The sequence below is a fragment of the Chryseobacterium echinoideorum genome, assembly GCF_007474535.1.
GTDB classification, from domain to species: domain Bacteria; phylum Bacteroidota; class Bacteroidia; order Flavobacteriales; family Weeksellaceae; genus Chryseobacterium; species Chryseobacterium echinoideorum.
Window position 1 is genome coordinate 94,198 of the sequence record NZ_VKNW01000004.1, and the last position, 18,157, is coordinate 112,354.

12 protein-coding genes and 1 pseudogene are annotated in these 18,157 nt (G+C 38.4%); 3 read left to right on the forward strand and 10 right to left on the reverse strand.

What is annotated here, in order from left to right; all coding sequences use genetic code 11:
• Nucleotides 1-3 precede the first annotated feature (3 nt).
• Nucleotides 4-5,446 (reverse strand): annotated as a pseudogene (locus FOL89_RS06430) (N-6 DNA methylase).
• Nucleotides 5,433-5,870, reverse strand: a complete 438-nt coding sequence (locus FOL89_RS06435; RefSeq protein WP_144282005.1) for a DUF1896 domain-containing protein — start codon at nt 5,868-5,870, stop codon at nt 5,433-5,435. Before FOL89_RS06435 ends, FOL89_RS06430 begins: the two are co-directional and overlap by 14 nt.
• A gap of 180 nt (nt 5,871-6,050) precedes the next feature.
• Between FOL89_RS06435 and FOL89_RS06440 the strand changes: the two genes are divergently transcribed.
• Nucleotides 6,051-7,664 (forward strand): hypothetical protein, encoded by a 1,614-nt coding sequence (locus FOL89_RS06440; protein WP_144282006.1) that lies wholly within the window; start codon nt 6,051-6,053, stop codon nt 7,662-7,664.
• A gap of 33 nt (nt 7,665-7,697) precedes the next feature.
• Here FOL89_RS06440 and FOL89_RS06445 read toward each other — a convergent pair whose 3' ends face one another.
• The 8 genes from FOL89_RS06445 to FOL89_RS06480 form a co-directional block, all read right to left on the reverse strand.
• Complete coding sequence (locus FOL89_RS06445; RefSeq protein WP_144282007.1) at nt 7,698-8,579, reverse strand: ORF6N domain-containing protein; 882 nt, start codon at nt 8,577-8,579, stop codon at nt 7,698-7,700.
• Nucleotides 8,579-10,663 (reverse strand): type IA DNA topoisomerase, encoded by a 2,085-nt coding sequence (locus FOL89_RS06450; RefSeq protein WP_144282008.1) that lies wholly within the window; start codon nt 10,661-10,663, stop codon nt 8,579-8,581. Before FOL89_RS06450 ends, FOL89_RS06445 begins: the two co-directional genes overlap by 1 nt.
• A 6-nt stretch (nt 10,664-10,669) precedes the next feature.
• Nucleotides 10,670-12,136 carry a DUF3945 domain-containing protein gene (locus FOL89_RS06455; protein ID WP_144282009.1) on the reverse strand — a complete coding sequence of 489 codons (1,467 nt, stop codon included), beginning with the start codon at nt 12,134-12,136 and terminating at the stop codon, nt 10,670-10,672.
• 98 nt (nt 12,137-12,234) lie between these two features.
• Nucleotides 12,235-12,525, reverse strand: a complete 291-nt coding sequence (locus tag FOL89_RS06460) for a helix-turn-helix domain-containing protein (protein ID WP_074745793.1) — start codon at nt 12,523-12,525, stop codon at nt 12,235-12,237.
• Between the two features lie 26 nt (nt 12,526-12,551).
• Nucleotides 12,552-12,905, reverse strand: coding sequence for a helix-turn-helix domain-containing protein (locus FOL89_RS06465; RefSeq protein ID WP_080779245.1), 354 nt, complete (start codon nt 12,903-12,905; stop codon nt 12,552-12,554).
• Between the two features lie 249 nt (nt 12,906-13,154).
• Nucleotides 13,155-14,000, reverse strand: a complete 846-nt coding sequence (locus FOL89_RS06470) for an RteC domain-containing protein (RefSeq protein ID WP_144282010.1) — start codon at nt 13,998-14,000, stop codon at nt 13,155-13,157.
• A 424-nt stretch (nt 14,001-14,424) separates the two neighbouring features.
• Nucleotides 14,425-15,519 (reverse strand): hypothetical protein, encoded by a 1,095-nt coding sequence (locus FOL89_RS06475; RefSeq protein ID WP_144282011.1) that lies wholly within the window; start codon nt 15,517-15,519, stop codon nt 14,425-14,427.
• Between the two features lies 1 nt (nt 15,520).
• Nucleotides 15,521-16,333, reverse strand: a complete 813-nt coding sequence (locus FOL89_RS06480; RefSeq protein ID WP_144282012.1) for an RNA polymerase sigma factor — start codon at nt 16,331-16,333, stop codon at nt 15,521-15,523.
• Between the two features lie 364 nt (nt 16,334-16,697).
• Here FOL89_RS06480 and FOL89_RS06485 point away from each other — a divergent pair, with 364 nt between their 5' ends.
• Together FOL89_RS06485 and FOL89_RS06490 are read left to right on the forward strand one after the other, a co-directional pair.
• Nucleotides 16,698-16,940 (forward strand): helix-turn-helix transcriptional regulator, encoded by a 243-nt coding sequence (locus FOL89_RS06485; RefSeq protein WP_144282013.1) that lies wholly within the window; start codon nt 16,698-16,700, stop codon nt 16,938-16,940.
• A gap of 180 nt (nt 16,941-17,120) precedes the next feature.
• Nucleotides 17,121-18,110 carry a helix-turn-helix transcriptional regulator gene (locus FOL89_RS06490; protein ID WP_144282014.1) on the forward strand — a complete coding sequence of 330 codons (990 nt, stop codon included), beginning with the start codon at nt 17,121-17,123 and terminating at the stop codon, nt 18,108-18,110.
• Nucleotides 18,111-18,157 lie beyond the last annotated feature (47 nt).

Sequence of the window (18,157 nt, forward strand, 5' to 3'; positions counted from 1 at the left end):
TGTTTATATTATCCCTCTTGGCAGATGAGTACCTTTTGTCTGAATAATACTACCAGCAACAATGGGTGTATGCTCTTGTTTCTCAACTTTATTTTCGGCTTCATCGTTGGGGTCTTCTTTAGATTTTTTCATAGATAGCAGTATCTTCCGTTCAACGGAAGCTAACTCCGTTTTGAGTTCGCTCAATCGGTTCTCCTTACTCCATGTACCGTTAAGAACTTCCTGAAGAACAGGTAAATCCTTTTGTATTTCCACAATTTTCTTTTGCTCCTGTTCGATATAGCCGGGCAATTTCTCCAGTGCATTAAGGAAGTTCGTAGCAGCCAGCTTTTCATCTTTGGCGATGATACCGTTGTTGTAGGTATATTTGATATTACCCTCGCCCTGTACAAAAAAACGGTTTACCCGAATATCCACATCCTCTTTTTCGGACATTTCAGTTTTGACCAACAGCGTAAAACCGTACAGGCTTCCTATTTCTTCGTACTGACCTCCGGTGCGGGCTTTGTCCGCAAGCTGGTTGAGCTTTGCACCGATTTGTTTCATATCCGCATTGGGCGGTACTCCGTCCAACTGCACAGGATTTGCAATTGTACCGTCCGAATGTTTTTGTATGCGTTGCTGCAAGTTTTCCCAATCGAGGCTCATTCGGTTGAAACGGGATTGCGTACTATCCAACTCTTCCGTATAATCTTGCAGTTTGGATTTGGCACTGAATTTAGAACGGTTGAACGCCTGTTTTTCGCTTTCCAGTCCAGCAATTTGTTTTTCTAACTTGGCTTTATCCAACAGGTCTGTATTTCCTGATAGGATGGCCACATATTCCGAAAAATTCATTCCCGATTTTTCGTCCATACTGCCCTCGTCAATGGTTCGTTTGCCGAGATTGTTTTTTTTTAATTGGTCTATAAAAAGTTGCTTATTATACAGCAGGTTAAATTTATAGCTGTCCAATGATTTTTCTACGGCATAAATGATTACATCTACTTTATTTTCTGCAAAAAACTTGGCGATCTCATTGCCTTTACGAACAGCTCTTCCGTCCCTTTGGGCAAGGTCGCTTGGTCGCCACGGCGTATCGAGATGATGAACGGCAACGGATTTTTTTTGTGCATTCACACCAGTACCCAACATACTGGTTGAACCGAACAGTACACGGATTTTGCCTTCGTTCATCCCTTTGATAAGCTCCTTACGTTGCTTATCATTTTTTGCTTCTTGTATAAAGCGGACTTCATGAGCCGGAATGCCGTGGTCTTCCACAAGTTTGCGTTTGATTTCTGAATACACATTCCATTCGCCTGGCTTGTAGGTTCCCAAATCCGAGAAAACAAACTGCGTTCCTTTTTGTGAGTTGTATTGGTTGTAGTACTTAGCAATGTTTACTGCACAATGCGAAGCTTTGCTATCGGGATGGTCTTCATATTTTCCATTTACCATCCGCATATCGAGTGACATTTTGCGGGCGTAATCCGTAGCAATGAGCATCTTCGCCTTTTCTTCGCTTTGCGACAACGGTGGTCTTCCGAGCAACTCGGCATTTCCCGTTTTTGCAAAATCCATCAATTTTTGAATAAATGCAGACTGGTCTGGAGTGGGCGGAATATTATACAATATCTCATTCTTATTCGGTCGGTCAATGCCTATATCCTTTGCGGTTCGGTAATCTGTGATTTCCGAGTAGAATTGCGCCAGCTCCGGCACTTTGATAAAGTAGCGGAAACGCTCTTTTGCTACAATGTTGTTAGCAACCGAAAATTCATAATCGGTCGTTTTCCTTGCATAAATAGCTGCCCACGCATCAAAAGAGTGAATACCCTGTTTTTCTATTGCCCGTGGTCGCAGGTACTTAAATAGCAGATACAGTTCCGTCAGCGAATTACTGATAGTTGTACCCGAAAGGAAAGTTGCTCCCATATCCGCATTGATGCGTTCCTGAATGGTACGAATGGCAAAAAGTAGGTTCATAGCTTTTAGGCTTCCGTCAACATTACCCAATCCCGCAACTCTTGAATGCCTTGTGTTAAACATCAGATTTTTGAATTGATGGCTTTCGTCCACAAACAAATGGTCAATGCCCATCATCTTAAAATCAACCACATCATCTTTGCGGTTATCAATATCGTGTTGCAAGGTTTTGAGCTTCACTTCGAGGTTTTCTTTTCGCTTGATTACTCCTGCAAGCATTCCTCTGGTAATTTCTTTGCCTTGCGATTGCAGCGCATCGAGGTTTCGTTCTACGCTATCTAACTCGATTTGGAGAATTTCCTTTTGCATTTCGGGCGATTGCGGTATCATTCCGAATTGGTCGTGTGTGAGAATAACACAATCCCAATCGTTGTTTTTAATATCGCCAAAAATCCGCAGACGTTTTTGGGGCGTAAAATCTTCTTTGCCCGGAAACAGTATTTTGGCGTGTGGGTAAGCGGTGCGGTAGGCTTCGGCAATTTCGTGAACATTGCTTTTCAGCCCGATAATCATCGGCTTATGGGCCAATCCCAAACGTTTCATTTCCTGTGCTGCGGTACACATCACAAGGGTTTTTCCTGCACCTACTTCGTGGTCACAAATTGCCCCGTTGTTCAGCTTTATCATCCAAACGGCATCCTTTTGGCTTGAATACAGGTCTTCAATGCCCAACGCCTTACGGTCTAAGCCCGGAAAGTCCTGATGGCTTCCGTCATAGTTCGGTCGGACGAAGCAGTTAAACGTATCGTTGTATTGGTCGGTAAGTCTTGTCTTAAATTCACCATTTTGGGCATGAAGCCATTCGGTAAAGGCGGTACGGATTTCATCAATCTTGGTATTCGCCATTTGTATGGCTTCCTTATCCCGCACCTTGACCTCTTGGTCGCCAACCGTAATTTTTTTGGTAATATCAGGCGTGGTATTGACAAGGGCGTGTTTGAACAGGGCAATCCCATCAAACGTCCGGCTTTCAGCTTTGACAGCATATTTCTCCCATATATGCAAATTCTTACGGCCGCACTTTACTGAAAAGTCATCGGAGCTTTCAGAGTAATGAACGAGTACGTCCGTATCAAAAAGATGTGAAGCAAATCGGGCATAAATACCTGTGGGTATCCAGCGTTCGCCCAAATTAAAATCGAGTTCCTCAAATTCGATACGCCTTGGTCGGACTTCTTCTATGACTGTAAGGCTTGCTTTGGCTTCGGCATCATCGGGATTGCGTTCGAGATACGCTTTGACCTCTTGGGCTTTCTCTACTACATTCCCTGCAATCCAGCGTTCGGATATTTCATATTCCTGTTGCAGAGGATTGTAGTAAATACGACCGTGCAATGCTTCTTTCAAAGCATCGTCCGTCATACCGCTGATTTCGGACATATACTCCAAATCCACGCTTCCGTATTTGTTCAGCGAAGCCGCTAACGCTTCTTCGGGATTGTCCGTTGCTATTGTTAAGGTGGAGAAACTTACAGGACGGCTGAATATATCCGCTTTGTGTACCACGCCACCAACGACACGTTCCAAATAAGGGATTTCCTTACCTGAGCTATCCGTTTTGATGAGCTTGATATTATCGGCACTGTTGAGATTTCCGTACCTTTTGACAAAGGCATCGTAAAGGCGGTTAAGCGTTTCCCTTTCTTCCTTGTATTCGGTCTGAAACTTTGCCTCTTTATTATAAAGGTCTTGGTAAACATCACGTACAGCAATGTACGCTTCGGCTCTTGCTTTCTGTAAGGTCGGTAAAGTTAAAGGGTGGAAAACTGCCGTACCGTCTGATGTATCTACATCTTGCAGATAACCGACCCAACCATTATCCACAACAAGACAATCGTTACGGTTGGTACGATTGCAGTTTGCCACTATAAGGGGCAGGTTCGGGAATGGTATTGGGAACGGCTGGCTTATCAGTTTGGCCATTCCCGTTTATTTGTGAAAACAGGTCGCCGATAGCTTCCTGTTTTTTACCGTTATTAGATGTATTTCCATTGGTAGCTCTATTAATAACAGGGGGCGTATAAGGTTGCTGCATCGCACTGCTGAACAGGTCAGGTTGGCGACCTATTGCACCTCTTCTTTTGTTGGTGCTTTGCCTTTTAACTTGTGTCGTTCTTTTGGGCGGAGCAGCAACCATTACAGGTTCGTCCGCATTTTCAAACAAGTCGAAAATGCTTAGTTGCTTTAATTCCTGCGGACTTTCCCGATTGATTATAGGAGCAGATAAAGATTGTATTTCCGGTTGAATGGTTACAGGTTCGATAACCGGAGGTGTAACCTTTGGTGTTGGTGTAACAGGAACTTGTAATACAGGCTCATCGTTTAGTTCGCCTTTATATAAATTCAAATTCAGGTGCTTTCCAAAATCTTCTGAAAGCATTTGTTTGAGGTCTTTGGCAATGCTCTCAACGCCTCCTTTATGCGTATAGATTAGGGCAGGTTGTCCGTAAGGGTCGGTATCTAATTTGCGGTCGGTATGCACAATTCTTGTGCTGTCCTGAAAGAGTGCATTGCCCGGAGTATTATATTCCGTTTGCCTGCTTTGGTAAAACAGTTCTTCCGCTTCGGTCAAGTTTTGTTTTGCCGTATTCTTTTGCAGGATAATCAAATCACTGCCGACTTCCGTTCCTGCATATTCCGTAAACAGGTTGTTGGGTAAGCGGACAACCGAAACCAAATTATTATCCTGCATCAACACCCTGCGTATCGGTTCGTTCTTTGGGCTGTTGAGAATGCCCTGTGAAGTAATGTAAGCTAGCAAACCGCCCTCACGGAGCATATCAGCACCTTTCAGAAAGAAGTAATTGTGTATGCTTCGGGCTGCCTGTACTTTTGCAGTGTCCTTGCTTCGGGAATAGGAAAGGTCGAATACGGAAGTATCGCCAAACGGAATGTTACTTGCAACGACATCATAACTGTTTTGTTCCTTTTCGGAAATTTCCTCAAAACCACTTACACGGATATTGCTTTCGGGATAAAGCTGTTTTAAAATCTTGCCTGTCAGCAAGTCTTTTTCATAAGCGGTAACATTTGCCGATTGATTTTCCGAAAAGGATTGTATGAATGACCCTATACCTGCGGAGGGTTCAAGGAATTTATCAATGTTCAGACCGCTTTCACGCAAAGTTGCGGAAATCGCATCTATGACCTGTGGCGGTGTATAAAAAGCCGTCAGAACAGAGCTTTTCATACTATCTATATACCTGCGGTATTGTTTTTCGTCTTCTGAATTTTCTTTGAGTAATTGATGGAGTTCCTGTGTGAATGGAAAAAGGTCGTGTTCTGTTTTTCTCCAATGATTGATGTCTATTTCGTTTTCTACGGGGTTCAGCACAAACTTAAGACCGCCAAATCCGCTGTATTGCATCATTAGCAGTCTTTCACCTTCGGTGGCTTTTCGGTTCTCCTTTTCTAGTTTAAAAGCAATTCGCAGGGCATCAATGTTCTGTTGGAGATGTTGCTTTTTACTGAAGCCCATTTTCCTCTATCCATATTGCGATGGTTCCGGTTATTTCGGTATAGAGTAAATCAAACTCATAACCGTATGCGAAGTCATCGGTTAGTTCATAGCCGGAGAAAACAGGCTCACAAACAGGGAACATTTTTAGAGCAAAGGGCCGCAGTTCCTCGTCTGCCATTAGGGTATCAAACTCATTGCATACCACCTGAAACACGGTGTCGAATTTGGAGAAATGCAAGCCCTCAAAAAGTATGTAATTGACTATTTCGTTGCATTGCTCAATAGCGTTTCCCGAACTAAAAGCCCCTTCGTAGGCATTGGCAGCCCACGAGGAACGCTGCTCAATAAATTTCTGGTCGTTGGCTTTTTCGGGAAAGCTGGAGTTTAATAATTCTTGCAGTCGTAACCTGAAATACGATAGGTCTTTTTGTTGTGTATCCATACTATAATTTTGTTTAGAATTTTATTTGAAGCCTAAAATTATAGCAGTAGATAAGCCACTTTGCAGAAGTGGCAGGGTTTGGCTTTAAGAGGTAGGATTTGTCGTAAACATAATCGGTTAAGCAACGGAATACAGATTGGTTTTGATTAAATTTGACGATTAAACTATGTGAGGAAGAATATGGCTAACAAGGATTTTGACAATAAGAAACCAAATAACATTGTAGAGTATGTAAACCTTGCAAATGATATATCAGACTACCGGAATAGGTTGAACGCAATAGACTTCCTTTCAAAGTATAAATGCTTTGAAAGCAAAAGGGAATTGTATCGTTTGATGAAAACGGATAGAATATTTGAAGTTAAGGAGCAAGCCTTTAGAGCCTTGCAAAATTTTGGCGAAGATGTTAGATTGACCAAAAAAAAGAAAGGAAAGCCAGTTAAAACTATAAATGATAAACTTTTGATTTTGCACAATTCATTTAATGGCGACCCTTATACATTAACAGATTTCAAGATAAAGTTTAAGGATTTATATCCCGACGTTTATGATATTTATAATTATGAAAAGAAATCAAGGTTTGACAGTTTTATAACAAGCTCCATTAAGACATTCGCAAAAAATAAAATAAAGCACAATTATTCCATAAATATACGTTTTGATGCTCCTGACATTTCAATTTCTCGGGAAGTATTTGGAATGGAGTATAAAGGAAGTTCAGATACAAATGACGAATTAGTGATTGAGAATGATACACTAACAATAAAGTGCAATAGAACTGCAAAAATCAATCTCATAAATATTGTTTTTTCAGAAAGCAGTTCAATTCATAATCAGATTATAAAATCTCTGATTTACTATTACATCCGAGTAAACCGCTTCGTTCCTATACAGCATATCTCTATTAACCGAATAAAGCAAACAGGAGAAGAAACAATGCTTGCCTTACCAACTTCAAAAATTGGTATAGAGCAAATATTGAACGATAAATTTTCAGGTATTGACATTTCAACTGCCAATATCAACGACATATTCAAGATTAATGATAAATCTAAAGCAATTCAGTATGCTTTAACCTATCTTATGAAATCTAAAATTACCAATGAAGAAAGTGAGCGGTTTGAAAAGTTATGGAAATCTTTTAATTCAATCTATTATTATTTTGGAAATGGTGCAAACGAAAATGAATGCCACCGATTAATGCGAAATTTCATAATTACTAATCCAACATTGTTTCCAAAATCACTGCATAGAGCAAGAAATATTACAGCTAAAGAACTTCGAGAAAAAGTTCGTTTCAATGAGCTACTAAGTAATGATTATGATACTAAAGAAAAGATAGTTTCCTTTATTGCATTTATCTTCAGGTATCAAAATAAGATTATTTGTAAAAATCTGCTTGATAATATCAGTTATTTTGAAGCTGATTTAAAAGATATTTTCAATGTGGATAAGGTTGAAAATAAGTTTAATAAGTTCGACTATATCAAAGACCTTTATCACAATAATAAGTCCTCAACTGACAGCGAAATAATCTTTAAAAGGATTACTGGATATTTGGAGGACAAGGTTAAAAATCCTGTAACAAATACCGAATTAGAAATTACTGTATTCATCTGTATTAAATACTGTTACTATTTACGGAATAAGATATTCCACGCAGAAAAGCAAGATTTAACTTTTAGGTTCGCTAAGAACAATTTGATTTTTGAATTAGAATGGGTAAACGAAATACTGGAAACCCTAATAGTTGAATTAATATCTGCTAATTTAAGTTGGACAAGAAGAAATTAGAATTTTAAATCCCTGTCAAAAACAGGGATTTAATTAAACTCTATTCAGTAATTGGAGCATTCTGCCCACCTCAATATCCATTCTCGAAAAGGCAAACCATTTTTTGCCCAGGTCTTTTAGTGATGCTCCGATATGGTAAAGTTCCACATCGTCAATAATCAAAAAGCGGTCGTGAGCATCGGAAAAAATCTTAATTTCAATCCGAGGATATTGGCTGTTGTACCGTTGTACATCCAGCCGTAGCTGATTACTGATGTTTTTGGTATAGATAGTGGTAGTTGCATTATTATTCCGTTTACCCAATAAAGTCAATACCGTATCATCTACATAATTATCCAGCAGGATAATGGAGGTTTTTGCATTTCGGATAATATCACATACAAAGGCGTAGGCATCAAAAATCTGTCCGTTGTAAAAGATACCTTTTTCGCTGTGGAGCTTGTCGCTTTCCAGTGCCTTAAAAATCTCTTCAAATCTTTGGTCGGCTTCTAATTGTTTCAATTCAATCTTATCCAAACGATGAAAAAGAGAGGCATTGCTGGCAAGCATTCTCCGCATTTCTACAAAGGCTTCCATAATTTCAACACTGACTTTAACCGCTATATCTGAACGGAGTATGGCAGAAGCCATTGCGACCCCTTGTTCGGTAAAAACATAGGGCAGATAACGTCTTCCGCCGTAGCTCAAACTTGAGGTTCCAATTTGGAACCTCAAGTTTTCAACTTCCTCTTCGGTCAGTTGAAAGCAAAAAGAAGCAGGAAACCGCTCAATATTTCTTTTTACGGCTTTGTTGAGGTTTTTTGTTTCCACTTGATATAAGGAAGCGAGGTCGCTATCCAGCATCACTTGCTTTCCACGTATAGAATAAATCAGGTTCTTGATTTCCATTGTGCTACTGGTAGGCTTATTTTCCATTACTTTTTGTAGCTTTTATTTTTATCAAACTCAAAAGAGGTTGTACAATCCTCTTTCAATACGATATACGCATCGAATTTCTTTCCTGCCTTGCTTTTCATCCCTTTGATAAGTGAAGTTTTCCTTTTATTAACAAGGTTTTCAATATCGGCTATGCCGATTTGTATCCCACACACATTGCGGAACTGCACCCAATTACAAACCTCATCAGGACACTTCACTATTTTATCACGGATAATGAGTTGCTGGCTTTTACATTTCGGGCAAACCAATTTTGGCAGGTTATTTTGAGCAATCGAAGTTTGCAACAGTTCATTGGTAATAGATGAAGCGTAAGTTTCCATTTCTTTTTGAAATGCCCCTGCATCGGCTTCGTTATTTTCGATTTTTTGTAAAGCCAATTCCCATTCGGCAGTCATTGCCACGTCTGCAATTTTGCGGTCTTTGACCAATTCGTACACCTGCAATCCTTTTTCGGTAGGGATTAAGGATTTCTTTTCACGTTGTACATAGTTGCGGGTAAACAGGGTTTCAATTATTGAGGCTCTTGTAGCCGGAGTGCCAATACCGATATTTTGCAGGGCTTTCCGTTCGTCTTCATTTTCGATTTCCTTTCCTGCACTTTCCATAGCCGACAAAAGCCCTGCTTCGGTATATAATACAGGCGGTTTGGTTTTTTTTTCCAAAACGGAGGCTTCTTTTATTTTAAGTTCATCGCCTTTTTTCAGTTCGGGCAAATCCTGTACAGGCTCGGTATCATCATCGGAGAAACTGCCTTTGATGGAACGCCAGCCCGCTTCTATAACCTTACAACCCTTTGCCGTAAAATCATAATGCAACGCCTGTAAACCCACATCGGTTATCTCTTTGATGCAGGCTTGTGAAAGGGCTTCGAGCAATCGAAAGGCAATCATATCATAAACGGAGTTTTCCTTTGCGTTCAGGGCTGATGGGATTTTATCAGTAATCAATAATCCGTGGTGGTCGGTAACACGCAAATCGTTTACAATACGTTTATTGAACCGTCCCCATATCAATTTCCCTACGGCTTGCTTGCAGGTTTCGCTGTCCTGCAAAGCCCTTACGAGGTTGGGGATTTCTGCCCACATATCTTCAGGAATGTACTTGCTTCCGGTGCGTGGGTATGTGATAAACTTCCTTTCATAAAGGCTTTGGGCAATATTGAGCGTTTCTTCCGCAGAAAGGTTCAGCTTTTTGTTGGCTTCTTTTTGCAAGCCAGTAAGGTCGAACAATAGAGGCGGTTGCTCTGTAATACTTTTGGTTTCCACCGATGTAACCGTTGCCGTTTTACTTCGCTGAATGGATTTCAGCGTATCATCGGCAAGTTTTTGGTCTTCCCATTTGGTTTTGGAAATGCTTTTAAAATCTATCAGTTCTTTGTTGTGCGATAACTGTATCTGCCAGTATTTCTTTACCGAGAAATTTTTATTTTCCAAATAGCGTTTGCATATCAAAACCAGTGTAGGCGTTTGCACTCTTCCGAGCGAATAAATGCCATTTCCTGCGGCTATGCTCAACGCCTGTGTAGCATTGATGCCCACGAGCCAATCGGCACGGCTTCTTCCTTGTGCCGCCTGATACAATCCATCAAATTCTTTTCCGTCTTTGAGGTTATCAAACCCCTGCTTAATGGCTTTTTCGGTAAGCGAACTAATCCAAAGCCGCTCAAAGGGCTTGTTGCATTTCAGGTATTCATAAATGTACCTGAAAATGAGTTCGCCTTCACGTCCTGCATCGGTGGCTACAATGATGCTGTTACTACGGTTAAAAAGCTGTTCAATGACTTTCAGTTGCTTTAATGCACCCGTATCCGCTGTATAACCTTTGTCTTTTTTGACCTTTCGGACGGTCAGCAAAAACGGGTTTGGGAGTATTGGCAAAGCTGCTTTGTCAAATCCCGAAATCCCGTAATCTTCGGGCATTCCCAATCCTATTAAATGACCGAATGCCCACGTAACAAAATAGCCGTTACCTGTCAGGTAGCCGTCCTTTTTATCGGATGCTCCCAAAAGTCCGGCTATTTCCCTTGCTACGCTTGGTTTTTCTGCGATTATTGTTTTCATACTTTACTACATTTTTCTGCCTTTGGACTTTGCAGGTGTTTCGGATTTTTCCTGCTGTTGTTTGTTTTTCGGTCTTTGTTGCCCAGATTTTAAAGGCTCGTTGATATTTTTGGTCGCTTCGTTGGTCTTGCCCTCTGAATTGACGGCGGTTTGCGTTTTGTGGGCTTCGGCAGGTTTTGCCTGTGCTTTAACCTGGCTTGGAAATTGGAAGTTCGTTTTTCCTGTTTCTGCATTGAAAGTGATATAACCCTGATACGGTTGCCCTTTCTTATCTTTCAATCCGTCAATGTAAACGGTTTGCCCGGCTTTGAAATCCTTATGCTGCTCATCGGTCAGTTCTTTGCCCCTGAATGTTTTTGGAGCTTCCTGCGGCTGGCTTTGCTGATTACTTTGTCCGTTGTTTTGAGTTTGCCCATTGCTTTGGGTCTGCCTGTTGGAGTTATTGCGGTCAAACAGGAACTCAACATAACGCTTGTCTGCATTGAACTGTACCGTTGCCGAAAACTCCGTTCCTTTGGTGGAAATCATACCCTCTAACTTTAGTGGTTTACCCTCTATTAAAGTTTGCTTTTGCTCATCGTTCAGTTTCACGCCTTTAATTTCATCGGGAATTTTTATGAAATCCGTCCGCAACGCAATTACATCATTTGTTAGCCTGTCTATACTGATAATGGACGGCATCAGTTCGCCCGTTTTGGTATTGGTCAGGTTAACTACACGCCCCATATTACCTGTTTCGAGCAGGTTCTTTTTGTCCTCATCGGTAAACTTGTGTCCGAAAAACTCAAAATGGAGGTTTGGTTCTTTTTTGATGCCGTGTATTGCTACAATAACATTTCCATCTTCGGCTTGCTGTAAAGACAATCGGGCATCTGTGCGGAGAATAGTACCGCCGAAATTAACGCCTATCGGCAAAAGTTCATTGGTTTTATAACCTCGTAACAAAGGGTCAAGCAGGTTTCTTTTTTCAAGATACTCCTTGCTTAATCCGAGGTTTTTCATTGTGTCCCAATCAATCTGCTCCGGTTTGTAGCGGTACTCGCTGGCTTCCGGTGTTGTTTGTGTTGTTGCCATATTATTTTGATTTTCTTGTTTTTTATCCTGTTGCGGTTCTGTTTTTACTTCGTGTTCTTTCATCACTTTTTCACCTTCGGGAGTGGGCTTATCAACCTGCTTTTGCATTTCCTGTGCTTTTTCAACCGCAATAGGTGCAGGCACTTTGAAGAATGAAAAATTGGTAGGGTTCTTTAACTGGCTGAAAAAATTAGAGAAGAAGTTGGAAAAAAAATCACCGCTTTTATCCACACGCATAAACTGGTTTTGGTTTTTCTTAGTGGGGTCAACGGTTTCCATTTTCCCGTTCTCGTCAATACTCTTTACGGCTTGGATTTTCATTTTTTCTTTATCCAGCACCAATAATATGTCCGATAATTGTTCGGGCATTTCCTGCTTATTTGTTGTTTCTTCGCTCATAATCTGAAAAATTTAAAGTTTACCGCCGAATGTAAATTAAGCGTTGGCTGTATTGCCCAATGTGGCACTCAAAGGCAGTCTTTGTCTTTCATTGGCGTTCATTTTGAGGGTGGATTAAAACTCTCTCTAATGAACTGATGTACATCGGATAGCTTGTAATACAATTTTCCGCTTATGGTATAATAGGGCAGCTTACCGATGGAGCGATACCGTTGCAGGGAGCGGTTGCTGATTTTAAGCATTTGAAGCAAATCCTGATTATCCAGCAATTCCTCGCCGTCTATGCTGTTGCGTTTCTTTTGCAGTTCATCTATATTGTCGCCCAGCATATCCAAGCGACCCATTAAGCGTTCCATCCACGCCAAAAATTCCATTCTGTCAATATTCATAGGAATATACTTTTAAGGGTTCATACCTATTTTTTATCTGTCTTTAGCTTTCTGCCTTTTTCGATAAAGCTTTTGCCTTTTGCCATAAGCTCCTGCATAAATTCATCACTGCTCTGTACGGCATTGGCATTGAGCATATCCTTAATTGCTCCTATGGTGTAGAAATATTGACCATAGATTTTTGAATAAGCAATCTCGCCTTTGGTACGCATACGCCACAGCGTTTTCTCGCTGATGTGCAGGTATTGGCATACCTCGTGGTTATTGAGCCACAGATCATCATAGCTTTTATCTTCCTGTCTTTTCAGATAGTCGGCAATGGCATTGATACTGCTGTTAAGCTGTTGCCAGGCTTCCTCTTCAATGGTTATTATTTTCATTGCATATCATTTAAAGTTCTTTATGCAAAATTGTGAAAGGTGGCAGTGTTTGTCTGCCAATGCTTGCCAATTGGTTTGGCGGTTTTTTGAAATTTTCTACAATTTGGTAAACCCTTGTTTAATAAGGGTTTTAGGGATTTGAGTGAGTTTAATTATGAGGTTGTATCAACATTTGCCAATTGGCAGATATGGGCAAAGAAAAAAGCAGTACGTTTTGGGTACTGCTTTCAAATCTTTATTTTGATATAGCTAAAGGTCTTTATCCATATATTCTTCGAGGGATATTTTAAGCTGGTCTAAAAATGCAGTTCTTGAACCTGCTCTTGTTTTCATTCGGTGGAAAGAATGATGAATATCGTTTAACGGAGTTCTAAACAGCACTTGAAAAATCAAAGCCAATTTTCTTATCCCTATTTTTCCGTATGCAATGGAATTTGAAGCATAGAGAGCGTATATGAGCTCAATAAGTGCATTTTGAGAATTTGTCCATGAAATATCCTTATTTGTATCTAAATTCTGTAAAATCGTGTCTGGGTTTTCTTCGGGATTGATTTTGCTGAGCATGTAAGTATAAAGTAATTCATTAGCAATAATATGTGCAATCTTATTATCATAATACGTTGAGAAGCTGAGGTCAATTTCAAATACGCCACTTTTCAAACCATCGTGATAATTGATCTTTCCAAGTTTGAAATAAGTATGGTCACGATCTGTTCTACCAGCACGGTAATATCTATAAAAATCTTCATTACAAATATTTTCCTTATATTCTGATTTCAGATTTTTTAATAGGTTTTCGTAGTAGCTATGATGTATTTTGCCGTTATTGACAGGACAGGTTGTTTCTATGCGGAATACTTTATTGTAGTAAATTAGTTTTCCTAATATTTGCGGTTTGATATTCCTGAAAAATTCAATCTCCTGTTGTTCATCTTTAAATCCGGCTTGTAAGACTTTGATTTTTATGGCACAGAGCAGTTCTTTTAGGAACAACGTCATTTGATAAGCCTCATTCGCTGTTGGCATCATTTGAGAAGATAGTTTGTCTTCTTGATAATGAATTTGCGATAATATTTTATTCAACACGATTTCCATAGCATAGTCGTTTAGAGGTTCTCACAATTTGTTTCGGAGTTGCATCTATTGTTGATATGTCAAAATTTGGGAATAATATTGAAACTATTATCACAGTTTCTCCCCAGTGGGGAGATTTTATTTGTTATTAAGTAGAAGGAAAGGGTAAAAATAAAGGATAAAGAACCAATACTCTTTACCCTTTATTTTTTATATTTGCAATATTGATTTACAAGGTAATCAAATGAAAATAAGTGCAGTAAGCACCATTACTAAATCGTTACCGATAGTGTTTTCCACTCTTGTAAACTACTCTTTATTAGCCGCTTTGGGCTATATTAATCTTTTTTTGAAAAAAAGCCCACGCCGTTGTATATACAATTAAGTATTTAGTGAGTATTTCAAGACCTCACCCTACGGGTGTACAAGCACCCTCATTAATTTTTTATCCAATGATCAACTCAATGCCAGCTTTTTCAGCCTTGTATTTGATTTTGGTCTGCAATTCATAATAACTCCAATTGCGAAGAACAAATTCATTTTCTTTTGCAATGCCTATTTTTTCTTCGTGATTTTTAAGAATAAGTGTGCCTGCTTGTTGACGGATGCAGAAATCTATAAGCTGTCGACTGTACACGTGAAGACGATTACTTACGTATCTGCTTTCCAAATTCTTTGTTTTGTGTAATGCCTTCTGTTTTCGTTTTACTCCATTTCCAGAACGGGCATACGATATACAGTCTTCAATTCTTTTTTGACTTGCCTGAATTGCAAGCCTGCGGTACAAGAATTCTTCTTTTGACCCAATATTGATTCTTACGTTGTTAGCTTTTGCAACTATGGGATGTTCCAAAGAAAGCGAAGCTTCCGCAATGATTTCAGGTTTTAAAAGGTTTTCCTCTTTTTCGAATTCAAAAACCGCAAGCCAAAAGATTTTCCTGTCTTTCAGTTGGATCTGCGAAGTGCAAAGTTTTATCTCTTCTTTTAGTAAGCGCTCCATGATTGTTCGTTTATCAGTGTAGTCATTACCTAAGTATGTTTTGACAGGTATTGCAAACATATTGAAGCAAAAGGCTTTTATTTCTTCTTCATATCTCATCTTGCTGATACATTTAACAGGAAGCGGAATAGGAATATCTTTTTTAAAATTTCTCAATGATTTTGTTCCCTGCCAATAGTCGGCTTTATTTTTAGAAAAAGTAGATTGAATCGTATTGTTAAGGCTCCCTAGAATGTCGGTCGGAATCTCTCCTTTGAAACGGTCAAAGACCATTCTTGCGGTGGTTCCGGTTTTCGAACGGTTAAACATTCCCATCTCATCTTTTTTTTCATCAGCCAACTTGTATTGGATTTCTTCTGAAAGGTAAAAGAAGTCTTTAATCATTTCCTGAACATACAAATGAGAAGCTATTAAGTTGGCCGCTCGGAAACATCGGTTTTGATATCGATAGAGTTTTTCCCATATTTCATTTTTTTGATCTGATGGAACGTCAATCAGCAACTGAATTTTTCGGGTAAGTGTCATCGTCGATTTTTCCATATCAAATATGTATTTCAGAGTTGTTTTGATTCTGTAAATATTGATAGGCGTAAAGAAACTCCTGATGGACTTCTTTTTCAGAAAGTTTTAGTTCCCGTGCAATGACAGCAAATGAAGATTTCTGTTCAAATCTTTTGGTTATAATTTCAATTTGTTGACTGCTAAGTTCAGATTTTTCTATGTTATCAGAATTTTTTCTTTTTGGCTCTTCAAAAGAGCTTGTATTAAGGATTTTCCTTAGATCAACAATTGCTCTATTTACTTCATTGCTAATGTCTTTTACATTGCTTCCCATTGCTTCTGCAATGGGTTTGTAATGAAAGCCATACTCAAGACACAACCCGATGAGATGTTTTCTTTTAGGATTTAGAACATTTAAAACCTTTTGGACTTCATCAAAATGTTTTTGATCAGATTCCTGATTGAAGATATGCTCTTTATCTTCCGTTGGATCGTAACCAACAAGATAATCCTGATAATTCTCAAAACTTTCAAGCGAAGCTGTCAAACGTGCGAATTTGTTTTTTGGAGTATTGAAATAAGATATGCAATCTCTTTTGAGGACAAACCGCAAAAAACCAAGGATATGATTCGGAGTTTCTATGGAATCACGATTTAACCATAGTTTGAGAAAGACATCCTGAATTAGGGTTTCAACAACAAAATCATCTTCAAGCATTTGTTTCCCTATCCAAAACAGCAGCCTTTTGTATTTTAAATGTATATGATTTAGTGCAGAGGGATTACCTTCTTTTAACAGTTTATACAAATGATCTTCAGTAAACTTACGGGATAAAATGTTTGTTCTTTTCATAAGCATTGTACTTAGCAAAATTATGGCTGGAAGTAAATGCTTATATCTACTAAGAGAATTCTACTCATTTTCAATACCCTATTTATTTAAGTTTACGAAAAATAAACGGCGTGGAACTCAACTTATAGCATTAGAGGCACTGGTATACCCGTGTACGATAAGTGAGCCCACGCCGCGGTCGTGGGCAAAGATACTTATCTTCTCGTACACATAAAAATTACCAGTTTTCTAATGCGAGATTCTAAGCAATTGCTTCAATTTTTAAATTGGAATAATTGCGTTTTGTTATTTACAAATATAAAAAATTCTTTATTGTAATCCAAGTGGATTACAATAAAGTTATGGTTTTTTGCAAAATTGCAAGATGGCCGCACTCACCGAGGAAGATATAATATTAAAAAATAAAATTGCTGACAGAATTAAGTTTCTTAGAGCCAGTACTGGTTTGTCGCAATCTGAATTTGCCAAAAAGTTCGAAATTGATAGGCAAATATTAAATCGTTGGGAAAGTAAAAATAATAAGAGAGGATTAACTATTTATACGATAGCAAAATTTTCTAAGCTCATTGGAATTTCCCTGAAGGATTTTTTTGACTTTGAATCATAACGATCATAGAAATTTTTCTTGCCATTTTTTAGAGTTTGCAAATGAAATAAATTTATCAGAATCTTTATTTTTTTTGAAATTAGGATGCTATTACTAGTGATATCGATGTATTAAAATTCAAAAGTTCCATAATCATATTTTTTTCTTTTCGTATTTTTGGAAAACTTACGTGAAGACATTATGGCAAGTAATAAAAATGCGGTAATCAGATATAAAGCACTGGATAAATGCTTATCTAATACTTACAAGAAATTCTATATACAAGATCTGATTAATTATTGTTCTTTTGTTTTAACAGAACATTTCGTAAGGGAAACAACTATTTCTCGTAGACAAATTTTCGCAGATATCAATTTTATGCGCAGTGAAGCTGGTTTTAGTGCACCTATTGAAAGCTATAAAGATGGTAAGAAAGTTTTTTATAGGTATGCAGATCCAGAATTTTCTATTTTAAATAGTCCGTTAAATCCATCAGAATTAAACTCGCTTAATGAGGCGATGGAAACTCTGTCTAGAATAAATAATTTGCCAGGCTTCGATTGGGTAAATACGATGCAGGCAAAATTAAATTCCGGTATAAACCAATCTCAAAACCAAAGACAAATCATCAGTTTTGAAGATAATGAATTTTTAAAGGGTATTGAACTGCTAAATCCTTTGTATCATCATATTGCAAACACTCAAGCTTTAGATATCAAATATCAAGGTTTTAATTCGGACAAAGAAAAAACTTTCAATATATCTCCTTATTATCTAAAACAATACAATAATAGATGGTTTTTATTCGGTCATAATCATAAATATGATAAAATTCAAAATTTAGCTTTAGATAGGATGGTTGATATTCAAACGTCTAAAACAGAATTTAAAACATGCGAAATTGATTTTAAATATTATTTTGATGATATCATTGGAGTTAGTAACGACGAATCCAAGGAAGTTGTTGATGTTAAAATAGAGCTTTCGGAAAACATTATTCCATATGTCCGCTCGAAACCTATTCATGGTTCACAAAAGATCAGAGGAAATGTACTACATCTTCAAGTGAAGCTTAATTATGAATTGGAATCTTTAATTTTATCTTATGGTGAAAAAATGTATGTTTTGGAACCGAAGGAGTTAGCTCTAATTTTAAAGAAAAGGCTAGATAACATTAAATTTGCTTTTTAGTGCAGTTAGGTTGCACATTAAAAACGGATATTTGCAATAAGAAAAAT